Source organism: Blastopirellula marina DSM 3645 (genome assembly GCF_000153105.1).
Taxonomy (GTDB): domain Bacteria; phylum Planctomycetota; class Planctomycetia; order Pirellulales; family Pirellulaceae; genus Blastopirellula; species Blastopirellula marina.
Window position 1 is genome coordinate 1,129,124 of record NZ_CH672377.1, and the last position, 22,546, is coordinate 1,151,669.

Annotated in this window: 22 protein-coding genes; 13 read left to right on the forward strand and 9 right to left on the reverse strand. The window is 56.7% G+C overall.

From position 1 onward, the window contains the following. Positions 1-63: 63 nt before the first annotated feature. From DSM3645_RS23660 to DSM3645_RS23670, 3 genes are all read left to right on the forward strand, one after another. Positions 64-963: a DUF1559 domain-containing protein gene (locus DSM3645_RS23660; protein WP_002655151.1), complete on the forward strand. Its 900-nt coding sequence runs from the start codon at positions 64-66 to the stop codon at positions 961-963. A 317-nt stretch (positions 964-1,280) separates the two neighbouring features. Beyond that, positions 1,281-2,159: a DUF1559 domain-containing protein gene (locus DSM3645_RS23665; protein ID WP_002655152.1), complete on the forward strand. Its 879-nt coding sequence runs from the start codon at positions 1,281-1,283 to the stop codon at positions 2,157-2,159. Positions 2,160-2,384: 225 nt separating this feature from the next. Continuing rightward, on the forward strand, positions 2,385-3,281 hold the full coding sequence (locus DSM3645_RS23670) for a DUF1559 domain-containing protein (protein WP_002655153.1): 897 nt from the start codon (positions 2,385-2,387) through the stop codon (positions 3,279-3,281). An 83-nt stretch (positions 3,282-3,364) separates the two neighbouring features. Here the strand turns inward: DSM3645_RS23670 and DSM3645_RS23675 are convergent, their stop codons facing one another. The 4 genes from DSM3645_RS23675 to DSM3645_RS23690 all read right to left on the reverse strand — a co-directional run bounded on the left by DSM3645_RS23675 (position 3,365) and on the right by DSM3645_RS23690 (position 6,804). Beyond that, positions 3,365-3,865: an NUDIX hydrolase gene (locus DSM3645_RS23675; RefSeq protein ID WP_002655154.1), complete on the reverse strand. Its 501-nt coding sequence runs from the start codon at positions 3,863-3,865 to the stop codon at positions 3,365-3,367. A 237-nt stretch (positions 3,866-4,102) separates the two neighbouring features. Beyond that, positions 4,103-4,816 (reverse strand): hypothetical protein, encoded by a 714-nt coding sequence (locus DSM3645_RS23680; protein WP_002655155.1) that lies wholly within the window; start codon positions 4,814-4,816, stop codon positions 4,103-4,105. A 32-nt stretch (positions 4,817-4,848) separates the two neighbouring features. After that, complete coding sequence (locus tag DSM3645_RS23685; protein WP_002655156.1) at positions 4,849-5,547, reverse strand: dioxygenase family protein; 699 nt, start codon at positions 5,545-5,547, stop codon at positions 4,849-4,851. A gap of 126 nt (positions 5,548-5,673) precedes the next feature. Next, positions 5,674-6,804 carry an alpha/beta hydrolase gene (locus DSM3645_RS23690; RefSeq protein WP_002655157.1) on the reverse strand — a complete coding sequence of 377 codons (1,131 nt, stop codon included), beginning with the start codon at positions 6,802-6,804 and terminating at the stop codon, positions 5,674-5,676. A 305-nt stretch (positions 6,805-7,109) separates the two neighbouring features. Here DSM3645_RS23690 and DSM3645_RS23695 point away from each other — a divergent pair, with 305 nt between their 5' ends. Further along, positions 7,110-7,730: a DUF2239 family protein gene (locus tag DSM3645_RS23695; RefSeq protein WP_002655158.1), complete on the forward strand. Its 621-nt coding sequence runs from the start codon at positions 7,110-7,112 to the stop codon at positions 7,728-7,730. A gap of 96 nt (positions 7,731-7,826) precedes the next feature. Here the strand turns inward: DSM3645_RS23695 and DSM3645_RS23700 are convergent, their stop codons facing one another. Beyond that, positions 7,827-9,194, reverse strand: a complete 1,368-nt coding sequence (locus tag DSM3645_RS23700; RefSeq protein WP_237564921.1) for a DEAD/DEAH box helicase — start codon at positions 9,192-9,194, stop codon at positions 7,827-7,829. 639 nt (positions 9,195-9,833) lie between these two features. On the opposite strand from DSM3645_RS23700, the gene DSM3645_RS30550 reads away from it, so the two are divergent. Then, complete coding sequence (locus DSM3645_RS30550) at positions 9,834-9,998, forward strand: hypothetical protein (protein WP_002655160.1); 165 nt, start codon at positions 9,834-9,836, stop codon at positions 9,996-9,998. 10 nt (positions 9,999-10,008) lie between these two features. Beyond that, positions 10,009-10,797 carry a sulfite exporter TauE/SafE family protein gene (locus tag DSM3645_RS23710; RefSeq protein ID WP_002655161.1) on the forward strand — a complete coding sequence of 263 codons (789 nt, stop codon included), beginning with the start codon at positions 10,009-10,011 and terminating at the stop codon, positions 10,795-10,797. 9 nt (positions 10,798-10,806) lie between these two features. Here DSM3645_RS23710 and ilvA read toward each other — a convergent pair whose 3' ends face one another. Then, on the reverse strand, positions 10,807-12,384 hold the full coding sequence (gene ilvA / locus DSM3645_RS23715; protein ID WP_002655162.1) for a threonine ammonia-lyase, biosynthetic: 1,578 nt from the start codon (positions 12,382-12,384) through the stop codon (positions 10,807-10,809). A gap of 248 nt (positions 12,385-12,632) precedes the next feature. Here ilvA and DSM3645_RS23720 point away from each other — a divergent pair, with 248 nt between their 5' ends. After that, the gene (locus tag DSM3645_RS23720; RefSeq protein WP_002655163.1) at positions 12,633-13,664 is read left to right on the forward strand and encodes an aldo/keto reductase; all 1,032 of its coding nucleotides are present in this window, start codon (positions 12,633-12,635) and stop codon (positions 13,662-13,664) included. 70 nt (positions 13,665-13,734) lie between these two features. On the opposite strand, the gene DSM3645_RS23725 is transcribed toward DSM3645_RS23720, so the two are convergent. Beyond that, positions 13,735-14,310, reverse strand: coding sequence for a DUF421 domain-containing protein (locus DSM3645_RS23725; RefSeq protein WP_002655164.1), 576 nt, complete (start codon positions 14,308-14,310; stop codon positions 13,735-13,737). Positions 14,311-14,624: 314 nt separating this feature from the next. Here DSM3645_RS23725 and DSM3645_RS23730 point away from each other — a divergent pair, with 314 nt between their 5' ends. The 3 genes from DSM3645_RS23730 to DSM3645_RS23740 all read left to right on the forward strand — a co-directional run bounded on the left by DSM3645_RS23730 (position 14,625) and on the right by DSM3645_RS23740 (position 17,528). Next, positions 14,625-15,227, forward strand: coding sequence for an HXXEE domain-containing protein (locus DSM3645_RS23730; protein WP_002655165.1), 603 nt, complete (start codon positions 14,625-14,627; stop codon positions 15,225-15,227). Between the two features lie 105 nt (positions 15,228-15,332). Beyond that, positions 15,333-16,556 (forward strand): Y-family DNA polymerase, encoded by a 1,224-nt coding sequence (locus DSM3645_RS23735; RefSeq protein ID WP_002655166.1) that lies wholly within the window; start codon positions 15,333-15,335, stop codon positions 16,554-16,556. A gap of 171 nt (positions 16,557-16,727) precedes the next feature. Further along, positions 16,728-17,528: a transporter substrate-binding domain-containing protein gene (locus DSM3645_RS23740; protein WP_002655167.1), complete on the forward strand. Its 801-nt coding sequence runs from the start codon at positions 16,728-16,730 to the stop codon at positions 17,526-17,528. An 8-nt stretch (positions 17,529-17,536) separates the two neighbouring features. On the opposite strand, the gene DSM3645_RS23745 is transcribed toward DSM3645_RS23740, so the two are convergent. Beyond that, the gene (locus tag DSM3645_RS23745; protein WP_002655168.1) at positions 17,537-18,247 is read right to left on the reverse strand and encodes an MBL fold metallo-hydrolase; all 711 of its coding nucleotides are present in this window, start codon (positions 18,245-18,247) and stop codon (positions 17,537-17,539) included. A gap of 202 nt (positions 18,248-18,449) precedes the next feature. On the opposite strand from DSM3645_RS23745, the gene DSM3645_RS23750 reads away from it, so the two are divergent. Both DSM3645_RS23750 and DSM3645_RS23755 read left to right on the forward strand, forming a co-directional pair. After that, complete coding sequence (locus DSM3645_RS23750) at positions 18,450-19,595, forward strand: right-handed parallel beta-helix repeat-containing protein (protein WP_002655169.1); 1,146 nt, start codon at positions 18,450-18,452, stop codon at positions 19,593-19,595. 91 nt (positions 19,596-19,686) lie between these two features. After that, positions 19,687-20,826: an SGNH/GDSL hydrolase family protein gene (locus tag DSM3645_RS23755; protein ID WP_002655170.1), complete on the forward strand. Its 1,140-nt coding sequence runs from the start codon at positions 19,687-19,689 to the stop codon at positions 20,824-20,826. A 39-nt stretch (positions 20,827-20,865) separates the two neighbouring features. Here DSM3645_RS23755 and DSM3645_RS23760 read toward each other — a convergent pair whose 3' ends face one another. Further along, positions 20,866-21,348, reverse strand: coding sequence for an SRPBCC family protein (locus DSM3645_RS23760; RefSeq protein WP_040352969.1), 483 nt, complete (start codon positions 21,346-21,348; stop codon positions 20,866-20,868). A gap of 68 nt (positions 21,349-21,416) precedes the next feature. On the opposite strand from DSM3645_RS23760, the gene DSM3645_RS23765 reads away from it, so the two are divergent. After that, positions 21,417-22,526, forward strand: a complete 1,110-nt coding sequence (locus DSM3645_RS23765) for an alpha/beta hydrolase (RefSeq protein WP_237564922.1) — start codon at positions 21,417-21,419, stop codon at positions 22,524-22,526. Positions 22,527-22,546 lie beyond the last annotated feature (20 nt).

Genomic DNA, 22,546 nt, shown 5'->3' on the forward strand with positions numbered 1-22,546 from the left:
TCCCTCTCATGCCTGAGATCGGATTAATCCATTTCCTGGTTTGTACTGCCAAAGGGCGAACTCATGACGTATCCCATTTCCACTCGTCGCGAAGGACGAGCCGCTTTCACCTTGGTGGAACTTCTTGTCGTGATTGCGATTATCGGCGTGTTAATCGCTTTGCTGTTGCCAGCAGTTCAACAGGCGCGTGAAGCAGCCCGCCGAATGAGCTGTAGCAACAATCTAAAACAGATGGGACTGGCGCTGCACAATCACCACGATACCTACGGACACTTGCCCAATAGTCGTCGCGACGCCTATCCCAACTGGATCGTCGATACCCTGAAGTTCCTCGAGCAAAACAACTTGTCGGAACAATGGGACCGCAGCAAGAACTACTATCACGCAGATAACCAAACGGCCCGAGAAACTGCGGTCGAACAGTTATATTGCCCCTCACGTCGCGGGCCCATGCTGAGCGAACCAGAGTCGCTACAAAACTCCGGCTCAACTTTCGTGGTCGGCATGGTCGCGGATTATGCCGCCAACGTTGGCACCGGCACGAATGACTATGCCAATAGCGCGACATTCACCGGTTTGTTCCGACTCTTCGGAACCAGCGGCAGTGGAGCGCCGCAAGGCCTGTCGTTCCGAGACGTCACCGACGGCACGAGCAACACGTTTCTTGTCGGCGAGAAGCATGTCGACATCCAAAAGTTCGGAGTCGGAGGACTCGACTTCACCGACGGCGGCGCCTACAACGGCGACGGCTTCAACTCGATGCGCTTCGCTGGCCCCAGCAAAACGCTGGCCCGCTCTCCCGCCGACACGGCTTCCAACATCTTCGGAAGCTACCATCCCGGCATCTGCCAATTCGTATTCGTGGACGGCAGCGTTCGCAATATTCCTGTGACGATTAATGCAACGACCCTCGGCTATCTGGCGGCTCGCAACGACGGCGAAGTGGTCAACACCGATTGGTAGTTTGAAGCGGCATGCCATCTACAGCCGGGCTCGTATCTATGCGACCCGGCTTGCCTTTATCAAACACAAATGGCAATTCTTGGGCGATATCTTCCCCATTCCGTTAGTTTATTCTTGACTAGCGACGCCACCGAATCATGAGCGTAGATATCTTGTTTGGAATTATCTGCACCGCAAACCACTTGCAATGCCGATAAATCTTCTACAATAAAGCGCAGCGGCTTTGAGTGTTTTTTTAAAGTCGTTATTTTCATCTGATTTCAGATATTTACTTAGATCTCTTATCCACTTTTCTTCTTTACGAAGGCGGCCGCAGAATGCAGATCTCCTCTCAGCGAACTCGTTTCCGGACCGGGTTTACCTTGGTCGAGTTGTTGGTCGTTATTGCGATCATCGGCGTTTTGATCGCCCTATTGCTCCCCGCCGTCCAACAAGCTCGCGAAGCGGCGCGGCGCATGAGTTGCTCCAACAATTTGAAACAGTTGGGACTAGCGATGCACAACCACCACGACACGTTCGGTTCGCTCCCCTGCAGCCGCAAAGACTTCCACCAGACTTGGCTCGTCGATATCTTGCCGTTCATTGAACAGACAAATGTCTACGATCAGTGGGACCTAACCAAAAACATTTACCACGCCGACAATCAAGTCGCCCGGGAAATCTCGGTCGAAGCGTACTTCTGCCCTTCGCGGCGCGACGGCTCGGAACTGAGCCAAGACACCAAGAGCGATGGTGATGCCTACACGATTAAAGGAGCGCTCGCGGACTACGCTTGTAACGCTGGAACCGGCGTAAACGACTACTTCAACGAACCTACGTTTAACGGCGTCTTCTGCCTGAACGGGCAAGGAGCGACCAAAGGACTTGGACTACGGGATGTTACCGACGGAACGAGTAATACCTTCATGGTCGGTGAAAAGCATGTCAACCTGGATCATTTCGGCGAGAAAGCCTACGGCGACAGCCCTGCCTATAACGGGGATCACGGTCAGTCGAATCGGTACACAGGCTCCGGCCGCTCTTTAGCTCGCACGAACCGCGACACGAGCGCTAATATCTTTGGAAGCTATCACCCTGGCATTTGCCAGTTTGTCTTCGTCGATGGAAGCGTCCGCAATGTGAACATCACGACTAGCACCACGATCCTTGGTCGTCTGGGGGCGCGAAATGACGGTGAAGTCGTGAGTCTCGATTAGCTAGGCATTTGCCTAGCCCTAATCTGGTAAAGGAATTCTGGAACGCTAGGAGTTATGGGACTTAATCGCCAGAACTCCCTTAAGCCCCCCCAGCAGGCAAGATTCCTACCGAAATCGAGCTCAGAGCATTTGAGAATCTATTAATTTCTGTTATTTTGCAATAATATCCCGCCTATCCGGGATTGATCTTATCTTTTCATCGAAGTTCTCCTGGAATGCTTGTCTATGTTCGCACCTCGTCGCGACCGATCTCGGATCGGGTTCACCCTAGTTGAGTTGCTGGTCGTCATTGCGATTATCGGCGTCTTAATCGCGCTGTTGCTTCCCGCTGTCCAACAAGCTCGAGAAGCGGCGCGACGCATGAGCTGCTCCAATAATTTGAAGCAGATCGGCTTGGCGATGCACAATCACCATGACACTTTCGGAAATCTGCCCAATGGCCGTGTCGACCTCCGTCAGACTTGGCTCGTGGATATTTTGCCGTTTGCGGAACAGCAAGTCTTGTTCGATAAGTGGGACCTGACGAAACAGTACTATGATTCCGCAAATCAACTGGCTCGTGAAACCCCCTTTTCCGCCTACTTCTGCCCTTCGCGCCGTTCTCCCGAAGAATTGAGCGACGGCGACGTGCGTGACAACTCATCCCCGGAAGTTGTTGTCAACGGTGCGCTGGCGGACTATGCGGCGAATGCCGGAACCACCGGCACTGACTACTGGACCTCGACTTCCTTCAACGGCGTGTTTTACCGCCTCCAAGGAGACCCGTCGAGTTCCGGCAATCGAGGCGGTTTGGCATTCCGCGACATCACCGATGGTCTCAGCAACACGTTCCTGATCGGTGAGAAGCACGTTCACATCGATCACTTCGGGGAAAAGGGATATGGTGACAGCGGCGCCTATGACGGCGACCACGGCAGTTCTGTTCGCAAGGCGGGCACAGGGAATGCGTTAGTTCGTACGATTCGCGATACCAGCGGCGGCCTGTTTGGCAGTTACCATCCGGGGATTTGCCAGTTCGTCTTTGGCGACGGCAGCGTGCGTAACATCAATGTCACCATCAACACGACCACGCTCGGCAACATGGCCGCGCGCAATGATGGCCAAGTCATCACCTTCGATTAACGGTCCCGCGGCAACACCCCATCTGCCGTCGAAAAGCTCGGCGAGCTTTGGTTCGCAGAGCTTTTTTGTGCGCGGAACGGCGCTTAGGACCGGCGTCCAAAACGCTCGTAATACAGCAGGCCCGCGATGGTCTTGCCATCTTTGATGCGGCCATCGCCGATCATCGCGATCGCGTCGGCAAGCGGCACGATCAGGTTTTCGATTTCTTCACCCGCTTCACGTTCGGGAGGCCCCTCGGTGAGTCCCGTGGCGACGTAAACAAACATCCGCTCATCCATGATTCCCGGCGATGGATAGAACTGGACCAGTAGTTCGACCGATTCGGCGGAATAGCCGGTCTCTTCGGTCAGCTCGCGGGCGGCGGTCACCTCGGGCGGCTCATTCGGTTCGAGCGTGCCGGCCGGTAGTTCGATCAACGTTTCGTCGACGGCAACTCGATAGTTGCGAATCAAACAAATCTGATCGGCGTCAACAATCGGCAATATTACCGCGGCGCCGGGATGACGGACGATATCGCGCTGGCGTCCGTCGTGCACTACCCGATCCACCGCGAAACGAATTCCTTCATAGCGACGATCGACCATCCATTTCCCTTTGCGAAAAACCTGCTGGATCTGCGCGTGATGTTCGACACATTGCCGAAAAAAACCTGAGAGTCTGCGCACACCAAGGGCGAGCATACCAACGTCACCCACCAACGTTAACCAGAGGGCGATGGTTGTTTCGTGCCTATGCTGCCGCAACATCGCATCTGGACGCTCGGCGCATAAAAAAAGGGACGAGCGCTGCGGCTCGTCCCCTTCTGACATGATTCGCGCTGATTAGCGATTCCCGCCCTGGCCTCCCTGCCCGCGAGGTCCGCTTTGACCGCCACCCTGACCGCGTGGGCCACGTTCGCCGCGAGGGCCGCCTTGTTGACCATCAGGGCTCTGTCCACCGCGTTGACCGCCGGGGACGCCCTGCATCATTTGAGCGCATTGCTCTTCTTGCTCATCGGTCAAAATATTCGCCAATTCGGCGTTCACCTTTTGTTGCAGCGCGGCCATTTGGGCCTGTTGCTGCGGAGTTAGTTTCAACATCTGCTGCAGGAAGCTAGGCATCACTTCGCCGATGCGCGGAGGTCCCATCATGCCGCCCGGTCCCATACCAGGTCCACCTTGGCCCATGCCGGGTCCACCTTGGCCCCCTTGCTGTCCGCGGGCGTTGCTCACTTGGCTGGCGAAATGTGTTTTCAACTCATCGGCAGTCACGACGTCGTCTTTGTTGGCGTCCGCCGCCGTGAACAAGCGAAGTAAGCGACGATCGGTTACTTCGGCCTTGGAGAGCTGGCCATCTTGATCAGCGTCGAGCTTCATCAGTCGGGCCAGCATCTCGTCGGGCGCACCGCCCCGTTGCTGGTTGCCGCCCCGTTGACCTCCGGGACCACCAGGTCCTCCCTGTCCGCCTGGACCACCGGGGCCTTGCGCCCAAAGTGAGGTCGTCGCCAATCCCAATGCCGCGGCGATTGCCAGCGACGCTATGTTTTGCCATCTCATGTTCCAAGCTCCTGAAGAAAAGAAAGACCGCCTTAGCGTGAACCGCGGCGATTGGAAGGGAAATCTCGATCGTTCGGAGTACGTCCGATGACGAAATCAAAAGAGGCCGTCAGCTCGCCGATTTTGGAATCAGCGATCGGCGTAAAGTCGGTTGTCACCAATTCGCGATCAATCAGGTCGCCTGCACTGCGGTAAACGCCGTCGCGAGCATTTCCTTCTGCTCCGGCCACAAAGATCTGCGTCGTCAGCACTTCTCGTCCACCGACCTTCACTTTCGCGTGAATGTGACCGGCCGGACGCCCTGGATAGGGAACCGGCTTGATCGTGCGAAAGCGATATTCGCCGGTCGACGCCGTTTCAAATCGACCGAACCCCTGGAAGTGTTTGTCTTGTTGGCTCTGCTTGCGTCCGCTATCAGCAGTATGCAGATAAACGGCGTTCGCGTCGCATTGCCAGATCTCGACGGTTGCGTTGCGAATTGGTTCGCCGCTGCTCGACAACACGCGCCCCGTCAAATGCGTGATCTCGCCCACGGCCGGCGTGATGCTGTCTTGGATCAAGATCAGGTCGTTATCCTGATCAAGCGGCATCTTATCGGGATAGAACGGCCCTTCGGTCAACGCAGGAGAGGGCATCAGATAGTCGGCGAAAAACCCACGGGTCGAAAAACAGGCGATGCCGAAAGCGCCCGCTATCCAGCGGCGGCGAGAAAGCGAAGTCGAAGGATTCATAGCTCTCAAATTCCTGGGGACAAATCGATGCGGATCGGGCGTTCGGCGTCACCCGGCGACATCTGATACAACCGATTTAACAGTAGAATGTGTCGTCGGTGGTGAAAAATGTCGAAAAAACGCGGCTTACTTGAAATCTTTCCGGTCCAATAAGCCATCCTTATTGCGGTCCAAAACTGGAAACATGCGGGGAGGACCGTCGAACTCTTCCTTGGTCACCTGGCCATCTTTATTGCGATCGGCGCGAGCCATCACTTGCTCGTAGGTGAGCCGACGTTCGCGACCCATTGGCGAACCTTGGCCCGAACGCGACTCGCTGGCTTTGCTGGTCGAAGTCACGGCTACGTTCTTCACGGCCTCGTCGCTCTTCAATGTACGCTCGAAAAATTGATTGACCATTTCGGTCACTTCGACGCCGCCAAAACCCTTTCCATGTCCGCCCCCTTCGATGGTATGCAAATGAACCGGAAGGTCCGCTTTTTTCAGCGCATCAAACAGCAATTCACTTTGATAGTGGGCGACGGTCGGATCGGCGTCTCCGTGCACGATCAAAAACGGGGGAGTCTTTTCGCTGATATACTCAATGGGGTTCGCCTTGGCCGCTTTTTCTTTGTTTTCGAGAATCGGTCCGCCGATCAACTTCGACTCCGGCGAGTTGGGATCGAGATGTTTCCGCGCCCGGGGAATCGCTTTCACGTCCATCTGAAGCAGGTCGGTCGGACCATAGTAGTCGCAAACGGCCTGGACTCGGCTGGAAACGTCGAGATGCTCACCGACATCAAACTGTCCGCTGTCACTGGTCGTCCCTAACAACGACACCAGATGCCCACCGGCCGAGCTTCCCCAGACGCCAAACTGATCGGGCTGGATGCCGTACTTTCCAGCGTTGGCTCGTAACCAGCGAACTGCCGCTTTGCAGTCTTCGATCTGGGCCGGGAAAATCGCCTCACCGCTTAGTCGATATTCGACGCTCGCAACGGCATAGCCTTCTGATGTCAGCCGCCGCGCGGGACAACCAGCTTTGCTTCCCCCCATCCAGCCGCCGCCGTGAATCCAGATGACCAGCGGCAACGGTTCCTTCGCTTTCTCGGGCAGATAGAGATCGAGTTTTAGCTCGCGATCCCCAATTTTGGCGTAGGTCAAATCCTTTTTCATCTCGACTCCAGGAGGAAGCTGTCGGGACGGTTGCCCTAGCGCCGCCGTCGATACGATTGTCGCCAAAATCAGCGATGCCGCACTCATCACTTTGGTAATCATGGAGAATATCTCCCTCGATTTGATGTGAAACCGTTTTTGCCGTTATCTACCGAACGCGTGAGAGATAGAGAAGTTTCGCGTGTTGCTGAAAGTACTGGCATATATCCCAGTGAACCGGAAAGAATCCGTAAGCTTTATTCAGGTCGGACAGTGACGCAGAAAATCGGCTGGCGTCGCCTTTATCAACGAAAAGTCATTTCGAGGCAAATTGCATCACGATTTCCCTAAATTTCTCCCGTCCAGCTTGCCGATTATTTTTACCCGGGTAAAAATAATACCGCACCCGAGCTTCCTAGGAGAGAAACATGCAAGCGACCGCTAGAACTGCGTGCACCGCGTTTGAGGGCTTTCGACTGATCGGCTCTGGAGAGTTGGCCGCGATCGCACCGGCGATCCACCAGTCGCTTCATATAGAGGACCATGCGCCGATTCTGATCTTCGACGACGCGTCGGCACATCAAGTGGAAGTTGACTTTCGTGGAGATCTGGCCGACGTGCTGGATCGACTGGAAACAGCGGCCCAATGGGCGCTCGAAGATGCGCCGCCAACTTCAGCGCCCCGCGGTCGCGGACGTCCCAAATTGGGCGTGGTCGCTCGCGAAGTGACGCTGTTGCCGCGGCATTGGGATTGGCTCGACACGCAATCAGGCGGCGCTTCTGCGGCTTTGCGCCGCTTGGTTGAGGAAGCGAAGCGCGTCAGCGGACCGGCCGATCGTATCCGGCGCTCCCAAGAGGTCGCCTATCGCTTTATGTCGACCATGGCCGGCGATATGGCGGGATTTGAAGAAGCGTCGCGAGCGCTGTTCGCGGCGGAAGAAACGCGATTTGACGAGATGTCGGCGACTTGGCCGGCGGATGTTCGCAACTACGCCAAACGGTTGGCCGAAGCGGCGTTTCATCCCGAGCCGGCGCCCAGCGTTTCGTAGATCGAGGATTTTCGGCCTTGGTCGGTCGAAACCAAGAAACAAAAAAGCCGAAGACAAGTCACCCTGTCTTCGGCTTTCTTTGATTTCAACTGACGACTACTCAGGGCGCTTCGACTTGGCGCCGAACGGACGCTTGCCGCCGGTTCGTTTAGCTCCGCCGCTGCGACCGCCGCCGTAAGTTTTCGGACGTTCGCTCGAATCGCCGCCACCTTGCGAATATCCGCCGCTGCGACCACCGCCATTGCCGGCGGGACGTCCCGACGACTTGCCGTAGCTACGACGCGGACCGCCGCCGCCTGAACGCGGGCCACGCGAACGCGGCTCGACATGGAACGGATGATCGGCGTCGACCGTGATCGTGGTCCGAATCAAACGTTCGATCGCACGCAACGTGCCGTGTTCGCTGAAATCGCAGAACGACAAAGCGATCCCTTCTTTGCCGGCGCGACCGGTACGACCAATGCGATGGACGTAGCTTTCCGGGTCGATCGGCAGATCGAAGTTGACGACATGCGTTACGCCATCGACATCAATACCGCGAGCGGCGACATCCGTGGCGACCAACACTTGCAAGCGACCGCTACGGAAGCTTTCCAAGGCGCGATTTCGCTTGTTCTGCGTCTTGTTGCCATGGATCGCGTCGGTGCGAATCCCCGAGGCGTTCAACTCTTTAGCCAAACGATCGGCGCCATGCTTGGTCTTGGTGAAGACGAGCGTACGGCCAACCCCTTCGGCCTGCAGTGAGTGTTCGAGCAACGCTCGCTTGTCACCCTGGCTGACGTACATCAGGCGTTGTTCGACCCGTTCGGCCGTGGTCGATTCGGGCGCGACTTCAATTCGGACCGGATTGTTGAGCAGGCCGGAAGCCAACTGCGCCACTTTCGGCGGCATCGTCGCCGTGAAGAAAATGGTCTGACGCTGTTTTGGCAACTTCGAGACGATCGTCTTGAGCGCCGGCATGAAACCCATATCGAGCATGCGGTCCGCTTCGTCCAGGACAAACGTCTTGGCCTGGCTCAGATCGACGTAACCCTGATCCATCAGATCGAGCAAACGACCCGGCGTCGCGATCGCGACATGCACGCCGCGTTTCAAAGCGCGAACTTGCGGATTTTGACCGACGCCGCCAAAGATGGTGGTCAAACGGAACTTGACGTTACGTCCGTAGACGTTGAAGCTTTGGGCGATTTGCACCGCCAATTCGCGGGTCGGCGACAACACCAACACCTGCGGAGCACACGCATCAGCGCGACTGCGGTCGAGATCCAGTTGATTCAAAATCGGCAATGCGAACGCGGCGGTTTTGCCGGTTCCGGTCTGGGCGCAACCGATTAGGTCGCTCCCTTCCAGCAAATGAGGAATCGCTTGGCCTTGAATCGGGGTAGGCGTGTGATACTTCTCGGTGGCCAAGGCTTCTTGGATCGCTTCGCTAAGCTGCAAATCGCGAAAACTAGTGATACTCAAATCATTCCTAACGTAGTTAAGTGCAATGCGACCGCAACGGGCGCAGTCCTCGAGCGCTCGAGGATATAGGTGTATGCTCCGGCGGCTACTGGCGGCGTCAATGACAATACAAATTGGTGCAATGACCAATTCGCGCGACATGACGCTCATGTCGAGAGACGCAAAGATCCGCTACCTGCAGATCGGCCGCGAGCCAGTCGCGTTCATTCGGCCTGTCATTTCAGATTCGCAAGCTAGTAGGCGAGCGGCCGAATGAAAGGAAGCGATATATGCCAGTCTGAATAATCTTGAACGCCGAGCAAATCCGAAGAAGCTAGGCCAAAAGATCGAAGTAGATCAAACCAACGCCGCTTACGACGTTGGTGCGTGCTCAACTCTTAAACCGATGAGATATCCATCTGATCGGTTCAGTGGGAAATTGTAGCTGCTAACGTGATTTTGGATAGGGGGAAAATACATTCCCTCCAGCGGATTGCCGAAGTAAGTCCCTCCCGCCCGGAAAGTCGGCGTAATTCCTCGATAGTGAGGAGAAAAAAGCGGACAATGCTATCAAATTCAAGCGACTCTCCTGCGGTTGGCGGCCGCGCCCAGTAGCGTACAATCGACCCTGTCGCATCCACAGGGAACGGGGAGAAACGTTTGAATACGCCGCTGCTGATCGCCGCCAGCGTGATTATTCCGCTTTTCTGGGGATGGGGTACGCACCTGCTCTTCGCCTGGATTTGGCCTCCTCAATCGGCTCGCCGCGTTGATCACAACGATCCGCAGCGCCCGCAGGGACCTCCGTTCGACTTTCAGATCTAAGGTCCATGTGATGATCTCTCCCGAAATCCAAGAGTTCCTGCGTTACGCGCCGATCGGTTTTTTGGTCGGCGGATACGGAACATTGGTCGGCGCCGGAGGCGGATCGGTATTGGTGCCGATCCTGCTGATGATGATGCCGGATGAATCCCCCGCCAAGATTACGGCGATCTCGCTGGCGGTCGTCTTCTTCAACGCCTACTCCGGTACGGTCGCCTACATGCGCATGGGGCGCATCGACTATCGCGCCGGCACGATCTTCACCGTGGCAGGCATCCCCGGCGCAATCCTCGGAACGATGCTCGTGCGAGAAATGCCGCGGGAATTATTCGATCCGATCTTCGGCACGTTGCTGGTTCTGATCGGCGCCTGGTTATTCTCCAATCCTCTCGGATCGACCAGTGAGACGGACAATACGAACCAGCCGATCGCTGGGACGCGGATGTTGATCGGCTCGCTCGGCAGCGCCTATATCGGCGTCGTTTCTAGTTTGCTCGGGATCGGCGGCGGGATCATCCACGTGCCGTTTTTGATCCGCGCCTTGAAGATGCCGCCCCACTTCGCCACGGCGACCTCTCATTTTGTGCTCACCTTTATTGCGTTGACCGCGACAATTACGCATGTCAGCATGGGCGAGTTTCAGGGAGAACTTTCGACCACCATGTATCTGGCGGTCGGCGTCATGATGGGCGCTCCGATCGGCGCGGCCGTTTCGACCAAACTGAAGGGTTCGCTGATCGTGAAGATGCTCGCCCTGGCGCTCTGCTTTGTCGGCATCCGACTGCTCGTGCGGATGTTCTAAAGCGTCCGACTACAGGAAGAGTCGATAGGCCGGATTGTTGGTTTCATCCACGCACGGATAGGCCAGCCCGCTCAAGAATTCCTCGAACCCGGCCATCTCGCTATCGGGTACTTGCAGCCCGGCCAAGATCCGCCCTACATCGCCTCCTTGGCTGCGATAGTGGAACAGGCTGATATTCCAACTAGGCGGCATGTGCGACAGAAACTTCATCAGCGCACCGGGGCGTTCCGGAAAATCAAAGCGATACAGCCGTTCGTTTTGGACGTGCGGACTTCGCCCGCCGACCATGTATCGAACATGCATTTTCGAGAGTTCGTCATTGGTCAGGTCGACCGCAGCAAACGCATGCCGATTCAGCTTCTCGATCATATCGGCGGTATCTTGCCGGTTCGACGTCGTTAGCCCGACAAAGACATGCGCCTGGGTTTTGTCCGACATGCGGTAATTGAATTCCGTAATCCCGCGGGTTCCCAGCAACTCACACAAGCGTTTGAAACTCCCTGGTTGCTCCGGAATCGAAACAGCGATCAGCGCCTCGCGCTGCTCACCCACTTCGGCCCGCTCGGCGACAAACCGCAGTCGATCAAAGTTCATGTTGGCGCCGCACGTGACCGCGATCAGGTTCGAATTCGTCAGCTTGTTCTCGGCCGCGTATTGCTTCAGACCGGCGACGCTCAATGCGCCCGCAGGCTCCAAAATGCTGCGCGTATCCTCAAACACATCCTTGATCGCCGCGCACACGGCGTCGTTGTCGACCACCACAAACGCGTCGACCAGCGCCTGCGTCATCCGAAAGGTTTCTTCGCCGACCAACTTCACCGCCGTGCCGTCAGAGAAGAGCCCGACCTCGCTCAGTTGGACGCGTCGACCTGCTGCGACCGATTGAACCATCGCATTGGAATCGGCGATCTGCACGCCGATCACTTTGATCTCAGGCCGGACCGCTTTGACATAGGCGGCGACGCCGGAGATCAAACCGCCTCCGCCGATCGCGCAAAAGATCGCATGAATCGGCTGTTGCAATTGCTGTAAGATCTCCATTGCGATCGTCCCCTGACCGGCAATTACGTCCGGATCATCGAACGGATGAACGAAGGTCAGCCCTTGCTCGAGAGCGATCTCGATCGCAAAGGCGTAGGCGTCCGAGTAGCTTTCGCCGTGCAACGTGACCTCGCCATGAAACGAGCGCACCGCTTCAATTTTCAGCTGGGGAGTCGTCACCGGCATGACGATCATCGCGCGACATCCCAAACGGTGGGCGCTGAGCGCCACTCCTTGCGCGTGATTTCCGGCCGAGGCGCAAATGACGCCGCGCGACAGTTGTTCCGGCGTCAGATGGGCCATCTTGTTGTAAGCGCCGCGCAGCTTAAAGCTGAATGACGGTTGATTGTCTTCCCGCTTGAACCAGACCGCGTTGCCAATTCGCTTCGACAGCCGGGCCGCTTGTTCCAGCGGCGATTCGATCGCGACGTCATAAACCCGCGCATTCAAAATCTTCAGCAGATAGTCGGTCAGACCAAGCGTCTGGCCGTCGGAGGCCGCAGCGGGCGAAAGTTGATCGTGGGGAGTTTGGCCAGGGCCCAGCATAGATGTCTCGTCGCGAAAGGGGAATACGTCGATTCAATTATAACGAGCGGTCTCCATTTCTCCTGTAGGCCGCCCCCAATGTGCGCAGGGAAGTTTCCGTTGAAATCTTTCTTTCTTCAAAAGGACCTTGGCCAACTTGCCTCGAACCGGCAGTTCGCGTTAATAGGTAAAAGGGCGCAATACCCGAGCGAAAGCCAAACAGCGCCACTCGGTATGATACTTCACGAACCACCAAGGAGGCGATGACCATGGATTACCGGCAACTCGGCGGATCAGGGCTCAAAGTTCCCGTATTGAGCTTTGGAACCGGCACGTTTGGCGGCGGCGGCGAACTTTTTAAGGCCTGGGGAAGCACCGATGTCGCGGAAGCGACCAAGCTGGTGGACATCTGTCTTGACGCAGGACTGACCATGTTCGACTCGGCCGATATTTATTCTCAAGGAGCCGCCGAAGAGATTCTCGGCCAAGCGCTGCGTGGACGTCGCGAACAGGTTTTGATCTCCACCAAAGGAACCTTCCGCAGCGGCGACGGTCCTAACGATGTGGGCTCGTCCCGGCATCACTTGATCCAAGCGGTCGAATCGAGCCTCCGCCGCTTGGGAACCGACTATATCGATCTTTATCAACTGCACGGCTTTGACGCGACGACGCCGGTCGAAGAGACCCTTAGGGCGCTCGATGACATGGTTCGCGCCGGCAAGATCCGCTACATCGGCTGCTCCAACTTCTCTGGCTGGCATCTGATGAAGTCTCTAGCCGTCTCCGAAAAGTACGGGCTCTCCCGTTACGTCGCTCATCAAGCCTACTACTCGCTGGTCGGACGCGACTACGAGTGGGAGCTGATGCCGCTGGCCCTCGATCAAAAAGTAGGCGCCGTCGTCTGGAGCCCGCTTGGATGGGGTCGCTTAACCGGCAAGATTCGCCGCGACAAGCCGTTGCCCGAAAATACGCGTCTACAAAGCCAGGTGGCCCGCGACATTGGCCCGCCGGTCTCGGACGAACATGTCTATGACGTGGTCGATGCGCTCGACCAAGTCGCCGCCGAAACCGGCAAGAGCGTCGCCCAGATCGCGCTGAACTGGGTGCTGCAGCGTCCATCGGTAGCGACGATAATCGTCGGCGCTCGCAATGAAGAACAGCTGAAGCAAAACCTCGACGTCGTCAACTGGAACCTGACGGCGGAACAGATCGCACGATTAGATGCAGCCAGCGAGACGACGCTCGCCTATCCTTATTGGCACCAACGAGGATTTGAAGAACGCAATCCGCGACCAGTCTAAAGGCCACCTTCAGGCGACCAACCAGGAAAGCCATCGCCGCTACACGCTCTTTGCGGCGATGGCTGCTAATCTAAGCGGAAGGGTTCGAAATCGCAAGCAGGTCCGGCGGCAGCGCTTCTTTTCCCGCGACCCCTTCCAATAGTTCAGGCGCAAGCTTGGCATCTGGATCTTTGGAATGAAGAACAGAAATATCGCCGGTCGTTTCAAATATGACGGCGAGCACCTCATCAAGGTTAATTGCGTTCGCCTCGCGTAATTTTCCATAGATGTCCGCGCGGGTCACGTTCGACTTCCGCATATTGTCTTCCAGCATTCGCCCTTTCGACATTAATAGAATGGGTTGATTGTCGACAATTTGACCCACAGTCGACGAACTTCGCCGGAGAAACGCCACCAACCACTGTCCGCCGAAGAGCGTAGCAATCGCGACTAACCCCACAGACAAAGTCGGCGTCGAGCCAGACATGGTGGACGCAAAGAGCGAGCCGACGGCAATCGTCATCGCAAAGTCGGCCGCCGATATTTTGGAGAAGCTGCGCAAGCCGACAATTCGCGTGTACGCGAGGATCGCCCCATAGGTGACGGTCCCCGAGAGCACCACCATCGCCAGTTCGCTCCATGCCGAGGTGATCCATTCGTCGATCATTTGGATATCTTCTTTCCGGATAACATCCGATAGTTCGCGCTAAAACTAATAAAACTGAGTATCGAGGCAATTATCGCAACTCTCGACTGGCAAGCAAAACTTCGCCCCCGGATGATCGTAACCAATCATCCTCCTGTTTGACGAATGACAAGGCGAATCAACTCACCAAAATCATCGCCGCCGGGTGACGTCGAGCGCAGAACCAGTGACTCTGATCCTACGAACAGCACGTCATTTGACAACCTTTCTCCACGACGTAGATTTGCGAGATTTCTCTCGGCAATTCTCCCTTTCGACGCAGAGGCTTGTGGTCTATGTCCATCCCTGAAAAAACGCCTGCTCCGCTGAAATGGCTGGATGACAATTGGCCGTTTGCTGGCGCGGTGACGATGATTTTTCTGCTGGGACTATTGCCGCTCGTCGCCGGCGCTTGGTCGTTTGCGCTCGTCCTGGTTTTGTTGCAACTGATCGTCTATTTAGCGCACCAATTGGAAGAACATCTGGGAGATCGATTTCGCCGCTTTGTCAATGAGAACGTCGCAGGCGGGTACGAAGCGCTGACGCCGCGGGCCACGATGTGGATCAACGTGGGCGGCGTGTGGGTCGTCTATTTTGCGGCGCTGTTGATGGCCGGACTATTCGATGTCGGCTGGGGCTTGATCGCCGTTTACACGATGCTGCTCAACGCGTTGGCCCACATCGCCGCCACCTTGGCGATGCACCGCTACAATCCCGGCCTCTGGACAGCGATCTTCTTGTTTTTGCCGGTCGGCGGTTTTACCTGGATCATCCTGAGCGAAAGCAACGGCATGGGCATGCTGGCCCATGTGGTCGGCCTAGCGACTGCGCTCGCGATCCATATTGGGATCGTGCTGAGCGTCAAACATCGCCAGCAACTGCTGATGCAAACGGCGTAAGGCGCAGCCCGCGATTTGTCGGATCTGCAAATTTGTCTCTTGCTGCGAAATTCAAAACCCGATACAACGTGAACATAGGTTCACTATCAGTATTGGAGGCGCGCCATGGAAGCCATGAACTGGCTTTGGATGGACATGAATTCGTACTTCGCCTCGGTGGAGCAACAATTGCGGCCGGAGTTGCGCAAGCAGCCGGTCGGCGTTGTCCCGCTCGATACCGATAGCACCTGTATCATCGCGGCCAGCTACGACGCCAAACGTTCCGGCGTTAAAGTCGGAACCAAGGTTTATGACGCGCGGCGACTTTGTCCCGGAATTCAGCTGATCAAAGCACGGCCCGACGTCTATGTAAGGATGCACCATCGGTTGCTTGCGTCGGTGGAGAAGTGCGCTCCGATCGAGCGTATTTATTCGATCGATGAGTGGACGATTCGCCTTCTTGGCGCGGATCGCCAGCTCGAGCAAGCTCGTCGCTTGGCCTATCGCATCAAGCGCCACGTCGCTCATGAAATCGGCCTGTGGATGTCATGCTCGATCGGGATTGCGGCGACGCGTCTGCTGGCCAAGATCGCCGCTGGTCTGGAAAAGCCGCATGGTCTCACCGCTTTGCCGCAGGAAGCGCTGCCAGAGCGGATTGAACATTTGCCGCTGACCAAGCTCAACGGCGTCAACGTTGGAATCGAGCGCCGCTTGCACCAACATGGGGTAACCAACATTCGTGAACTCTGGAATCTCAACCGAGACGAAATGACGCGCGCGTGGGGATCGATCTCCGGCTCGCGTTGGTGGGCAGGCCTGCACGGCGTCGATGAGCCGGAACCGCCCACGCGGCGACAATCGATGAGTCACGGCAACGTGCTTGATCCGCAGTTTCGCACCGCCGACGGCGCTCATTGCATCTTGGTGAAGCTGATCTGCAAACTGGCCCAGCGCCTGCGCCGCTCCGGCTACTACGCCAATGTGCTGCAGCTTTCGCTCAAGGATGTTCGCGGCGGACGGTTTGAAACCAAGACGCCGATTCCTTGCCTGCAAGATACCCCTTCGCTGCTGCTGCAGTTTGAAAAGCTCTGGAAGAGTCGCCCGCTGAGTAACACGCCGCTCCTAAAGGTCGATGTCTGCGTCAGCGATCTGCGTCTGGCGTCGCAGGTGACGCGTTCGCTGTTTGAAGAGCTGGAGCAGCCGTGCAAATTGTCGGCCGTGCTCGATGAGATCACCGATCGCTGGGGACCATCGGCCCTCTTCTTCGGTTCGATCCATCGCTATCAGCACGCGATGGAAGAGAAGATCGCCTTCGGCCGGATCCCCGAAAGCCGCTCCTCCACATCTTAGTCGGCTACGCTTTTTCACGGAAAGAAAAAAGTAAAACACGGCAGACAGTCGGGCGCCCAAGCAGGGAATAGCGTAAGGTCAAGTGCGAAGCGCGTTCGAAATGGGTAAAATCGCCGACAACCCTAATCTCGCGGTCGCTAGACGACTTTCATCGTGACGGAGTCCATGCCCATGAAGTTTTCAATCATTCCTACATTTCTGATTGCAAGTCTCGGCGCAGCATTATTGACGATCGGCTGCGCACCTGCGGACCAGACTCCCCAAGCAACTGTCGACAAAAAATCGCTCACCGTTGCGATCTCGCCCGACATTCCGCCGTATGTGCTCGACAAAGCGACCAGCGGATTGGAAGTCGAACTGCTCCGGGCCGCCTTGCCCGACTACGAGCTGAACTTCGTCCAAATGCCGTACGAAGCGTTAGAGAAGGCCGTGCCGGAAAAGCAAGCGGCGATTTCCGTCGGCATTCGGCAAGAGAATGACAACGAATTTGACTCCCACGATTTCATCGCCTTCTCCAACGTGGCCATCGTCAAGAAGGGAGCCGAGATGCAAGTCGCCAGCGTCAGCGATCTCGGCAAGTACGAAGTTTTGACCTGGCAAAACGCCTATACCGAATTGGGAGACCAATTCAATGCGAAGTTCGCTCCCGGCGGTCCGGATCACGCCAACTACAAAGAAGTCGCCGATCAAAAGGAGCAAGTCGAGCAGTTCTGGAAATCGGACAACGCCGTGATCGTGATCGACCGCAATATTTTCGATCATTTTTCCAAGTCGCTTGGACATTCGCTCGATGCCGTCCGCAATATCGAACTCTTCCCCGGCGTCACCAGTTTCAAAGTTGGTTTTGCCGAAGAGTCATTGCGAGACAAGTTCAATGATCGCCTGATCGAACTATGCGGCAGCGGAGAGTACCAGAAGTTGCTGCACAAATACCAGGTTCACCTTCCGGAAACTCCATGCGACGCCAAATAGGGTGACCACTAATCACGACTAGGCGAACTCGCCAGTTTCGCGCCTAACAAGCGCAACCGGCGCAGATGTTCGGCAGGCGGCGAAGGATCGCAATGATTGGGTAAGACGCCGTCCAGTTGCAAGCGGAGCGCCGCGGCGACGCTGGTAGGGATTTGCGGTGGATCGGAGTTAAAGATATCAGGCGGCAAACGAGCCGCTCCGCGATAACTGACAAACAGGTCGCCGCTAAAGAGCAATCGCCGCTCTGGCGAGTACAAACCGAGATGACCTGCCGTGTGCCCCGGCAGGTGCACCGCCTGAAGTCCTTGCCAAACGTCGAGCATGTCGCCGTCGTCCAACAGACGATCCGGCGTGAACCGTTGAAAGCCGAGCAACGGTCGCCCGAAGGTTTCTAACCATTGTGCGACGCGCGCCTGACCGGGATAGTTCGATCGGCCTGCGTACTGCTCGGCATCCAACCGCGGTGCAGCGATCCAAGCGCCGTAGCGACGCGCGATCGTCTTCACATTCAAAATATGATCGAGATGACCGTGCGTGACGATGATTCCGCGGATCGGAAACTGGTTCCAATTGCGACGGACCAGCGCACGCTGCATCAGCCGCAAACCGCCGATAAAACCGGCGTCGATCAGGTAGAGTTCTTCCTGATCGCGCAGCACGTAAAAGTTGATCGCCGGAGCGCGAACCTGCAGAATGTGCCCTGGATACGCGAGATTCATGATACGACTCGATCGACTCCGTTAATTTTCCTTGACGCCTTCCGGCACTTTCGATCGTGCGGCGCGCCAAAAAATTGATCTCCGACGCTATTGCTATTAGGATACGGTACATTCTCGCCTTCTACATCTTGCCCTCCCTTTTGACGCGTGCCGCCGCTTGTTTGCTGCAGCGTGCATGCCTCCTTGAAACGCAATCGTCCCCATGCCGGCCAATCCAAAACTGTGGTTGATGATTGTTCTCAGCCTGGTTACTATCCGCTCCGCCAAGTCAGAAGTCATAGACATTCGTACTGCACCCTATTCGGCGGTCGGCGATGGCGAGACCGACAATCGTCAGGCGTTTGCAAAAGTCTTTGCGGCGCTGCAGCCGAACGACACGCTCCTCATTCCGCCGGGCGACTACCGGATATCTCTGACCAAGTCGCCGCTGCGAGTCCCGCCGGGGGTGACGATTTGGGGACAGGGAGACAACTCGAGACTCTTGCTTACTTCAGACGGCGATCGTCGCGATCATCGCGAGTTCCTCCGTCTTGCAAGTGACGTCGTGTTGGACGGGATCACCCTGGAACGTGACCAAGAGTTCCCCGCCGTCCTGCTGTCGATGTTCGGCGAGATCTCGAATGTCACGTTGCAAAATTGTCGTATCAACGGCAATGCCGCCCGATTTCCTCAAGCGTACTGCCATGCGATCCAACTTGGCGTCGGAGATTTAAAGAATCTCGCGATTAAGAGCATGACCATCCAAGATTGCTTTTACGGCCTGTTTCAGGCCAACGGAGCAACCGGCGGAGTGGATGGGGTTGTGGTCGAATATTCCCGTTTCGAGAGAAACAGGGCGTCCGATCTCGAGTTCAATTCGCCGAATGGAAAAATGCAAAACATCGTCGTCCGCGATTCGCAGTTTCGCGACAATCAATGCAACTCGGCCTCCGCAGGGTTTGCGGTGGGATTCGCGAATGTGACCCATGGTCGAGTCGAAAACTGCGACATCCGCAACTATGGATCCGAGGCCTTGCACGTTGAAGACCGGTCGACGAATATCGAACTTGTCGGCAATACGATCATCGGCGGATCGCTGACGCAGCCCAACGGCGTCATCATGGTGGTCAACCATTCGCAGGGAGTTTCGATCGATCGCAACTTCATTGACGCGCGAGCAAATACGAACCGCCCGCATTTGATTTTGGTCACTGCCGGAGGTTCTTCCTTCGCGAATCCAACGGAGGTTTCGGTGGCGAACAACATCTTGGTCAACGGCCCCACGACGAAGACTTGGTATTTGCAACCAGGCAGCGGCCCCGAGCCGACCGGCAACGAAGTGATCACCCCAAAAACAGCGGTGAAATAGTCCGCATCGCCACGTCCGTCGATCTCCTGTTTCGATCAAGCTTTTCCTACCTGTCCTTTCGATTTCATTCCCGCCATCCTGAGTGAACACCATGACAAATCCCTTCAATCGCCGCCAGTTTCTTGCTCTTTCTTCGCTGTCGGCCGCAGCCGCCGCGTTGCCCGCTTGGTCGTTCGCCCAAGATCTGACGCCGGAAGTCGCGGACGGCGTTGACTGGTACAACGTGCAAGACTGGGGGGTGGAAGGAAAAGGCTGGAACGATACGACGCGCTACTTTGATCGCTTGCCAAGTCGCGCCGAAGGTAAAGTTCGCGCCGCCGTTTGGAATCTCAGTCGCCACTCGGCTGGCATGCTCGTGCGGTTTGAAACCGATGCGCCGAAAATTTGCGCACGCTACAAATTGCTCAGCGCCAATCTCGCGATGCCGCACATGCCTGCGACCGGCGTGAGCGGCGTCGACCTGTACGCTCGCAACGAGCAGGGACAGGATCGCTGGCTGGCCGTCGCCAAACCGGCGTCGCAATCGGTTAACACGGTCTTGACCAATGACATCGATCCGCGGCCCAACGGAGAGCGACGACTCTACACGCTTTATTTGCCGCTCTACAACGGCGTCGAATCGCTGGAAATCGGCGTTCCGACCGGCAGCGACTTCGCCGCGGTCGCTCCGCGCACAGAAAAGCCGCTCGTCTTCTACGGCACGTCGATCATGCATGGCGCCTGTGCTTCGCGTCCCGGGATGTCGATCACCGGCATCGTCGGCCGCCGCATGAATCGCCCGGTCATCAATCTCGGCTTCTCGGGAAATGGTCGCTTAGAAGCGGAAGTAGGCGAGTTTCTCTGCGAACTTGACCCCGCCGTCTTCATTATTGATTGCCTGCCGAATGTCGACGGCCCGGTCGTCGCCGAAAAGACCGGACCGCTGGTTCTACAACTGCGCAAAGCTCATCCCGAGACGCCGATCTTGCTGGTCGAAGATCGCACCTACACGTTTGCGCCGTTTCGTCAGTCATCACGAGAACGCCACGCCGGAAGTCGCGCGGCCTTCAAAACGGCCTTCGAGAATCTGCAAACCGCAGGCGTCAAAAACCTCCATTACCTGCCTGGCGATGATCTGCTGGGAAGTGACGGCGAGGCGGCGACCGACGGTTCGCATCCCAATGATCTGGGGATGATGCGCTACGCCGACGCTTATGTTCCGGCGCTGCAAAGGATTTTGGGCGACGGGTAACCCAAACTCTCGACAGTCAAACCGGCAAACCGCTGACGTTCAAATGGACTTCACATACTCGACCAGCTGATCGAGCACCGTGCTCCAGCCTTCGTGAAATCCCATTTCTTCGTGCTGTTTGCGCGTCGCGACGTCGGCGTGGAGCGCGACGGCCTTGTAACGAGTCCCTCCCTCCACGGTTTCCAGCGTAATTATCCCGGTCATGAACCCCTGCTCCGCCGGGCGAAACCCTGGTAACAGCATGTCGGTCCAGATCAATCGCTCGCCGGGAATCACTTCCAGGTAACAACCGACGTTCGGAAACTTTTCTCCTTCTGGAGAGCACATCGTCGTCCGAAAAATTCCACCGGGGCGCAGGTCGATTTCGCAGTCGGTCACGGTCCAAGGACGCGGACAAAACCAATGGCAAACTTGCTCCGGCGTCGTCCAGGCGGTCCAGATTAACTCGCGGGGTACGTCCACAATCCGCTCTAGCACCAAGTCGAGCTGTGGATTTAGATCCAGATTGAACGATCGATTCATGCTTGCTTTCTTTCCTTTGAGGAGGTGAAACTCCGAACAGTAGAACATGGGCGCCGCGGCATGTTACTATGAGAAGTCTCCCAGATCCATCTCCCCTCCACGATGGCCCCAGCATGCAAAACCAAGCCGAGTTCCGCTCTGTTTTCCTCCGCTATCTATCGATCGTGTTTTTGATCGCAACCACTACGGCGGCGTCTGCGGACGAGACCTATACCGAAAATCCCGGCGCAGCGGGGAACGGCGACTTTGTCATCGGTCCCGACTACAAAATTGACCTCGATTTGACCGACCAGGGAAACCCCAAGGGGAAATACTTTACGTTCAGCATGCCGCTGGCTGAGAGCAAGATCTATCGCGGCGACGACAAGACGCTCGATCCGCACAAACCGGTCCGCGTGGCGCGCAAGATTTTCGTTTACATTCCGGCCGCCTACAAAGATGGAGCCCAAGCGCCGATTCTGGTGACGTTGGACGGCCCGAGTCGCTTGAATCTGGTTCGTAACGCGCTCGACAATCTGACGATCTCGCCAGATCCGGCGCGACGACTGCCGGCCTTCATCGCGATCGCGGTCGAAAACGGCGGCAACGACAGCTATGGAAGCCAGCGAGGCTTAGAATACGACACCATGTCGGACCGGTTCGCGCGCTTCATCAACGACGAAGTGTTGCCGGCCGTGCTGAACGATCCGCAGATCAAAGCCGTCTATCCCCACATCGCGTTCACTGACAATCCCTGGGGCAAAGCGATTATGGGCTGCAGCTCTGGCGGCGCGGCCGCATTGACGGTCGGTTGGTTTCGGCCGGACCTGTTTCGTCGCTTGATCACTTACAGCGGCACCTTCGTCGATCAGCAAGACGACGATGCGGCTGAAGAAGAGGAATATCCGCTAGGCGCGTGGGAATATCATTCGGGCAAAAAGCTGATCGAAACGAGCAAGAAGAAGCCGCTGCGAATCTTCACACACGTTTCCGAGTTCGACAATCGCGCCCAAGACCCAGCAGAGACTTATCACAACTGGGTGATGGCCAACCAGCGAACCGCCGCCGCGCTGAAAGCGAAAGACTACGACTATCGCTTCGTCTACAGCAAAGCGACGCGACACTGCGACGGGAAAGTCTTTGAAGCAACCTTGGCCGACACGTTAATCTGGACTTGGCGCGGCTACCATGCGGAGTAGGCTAGGCAGTGCTTCAATGA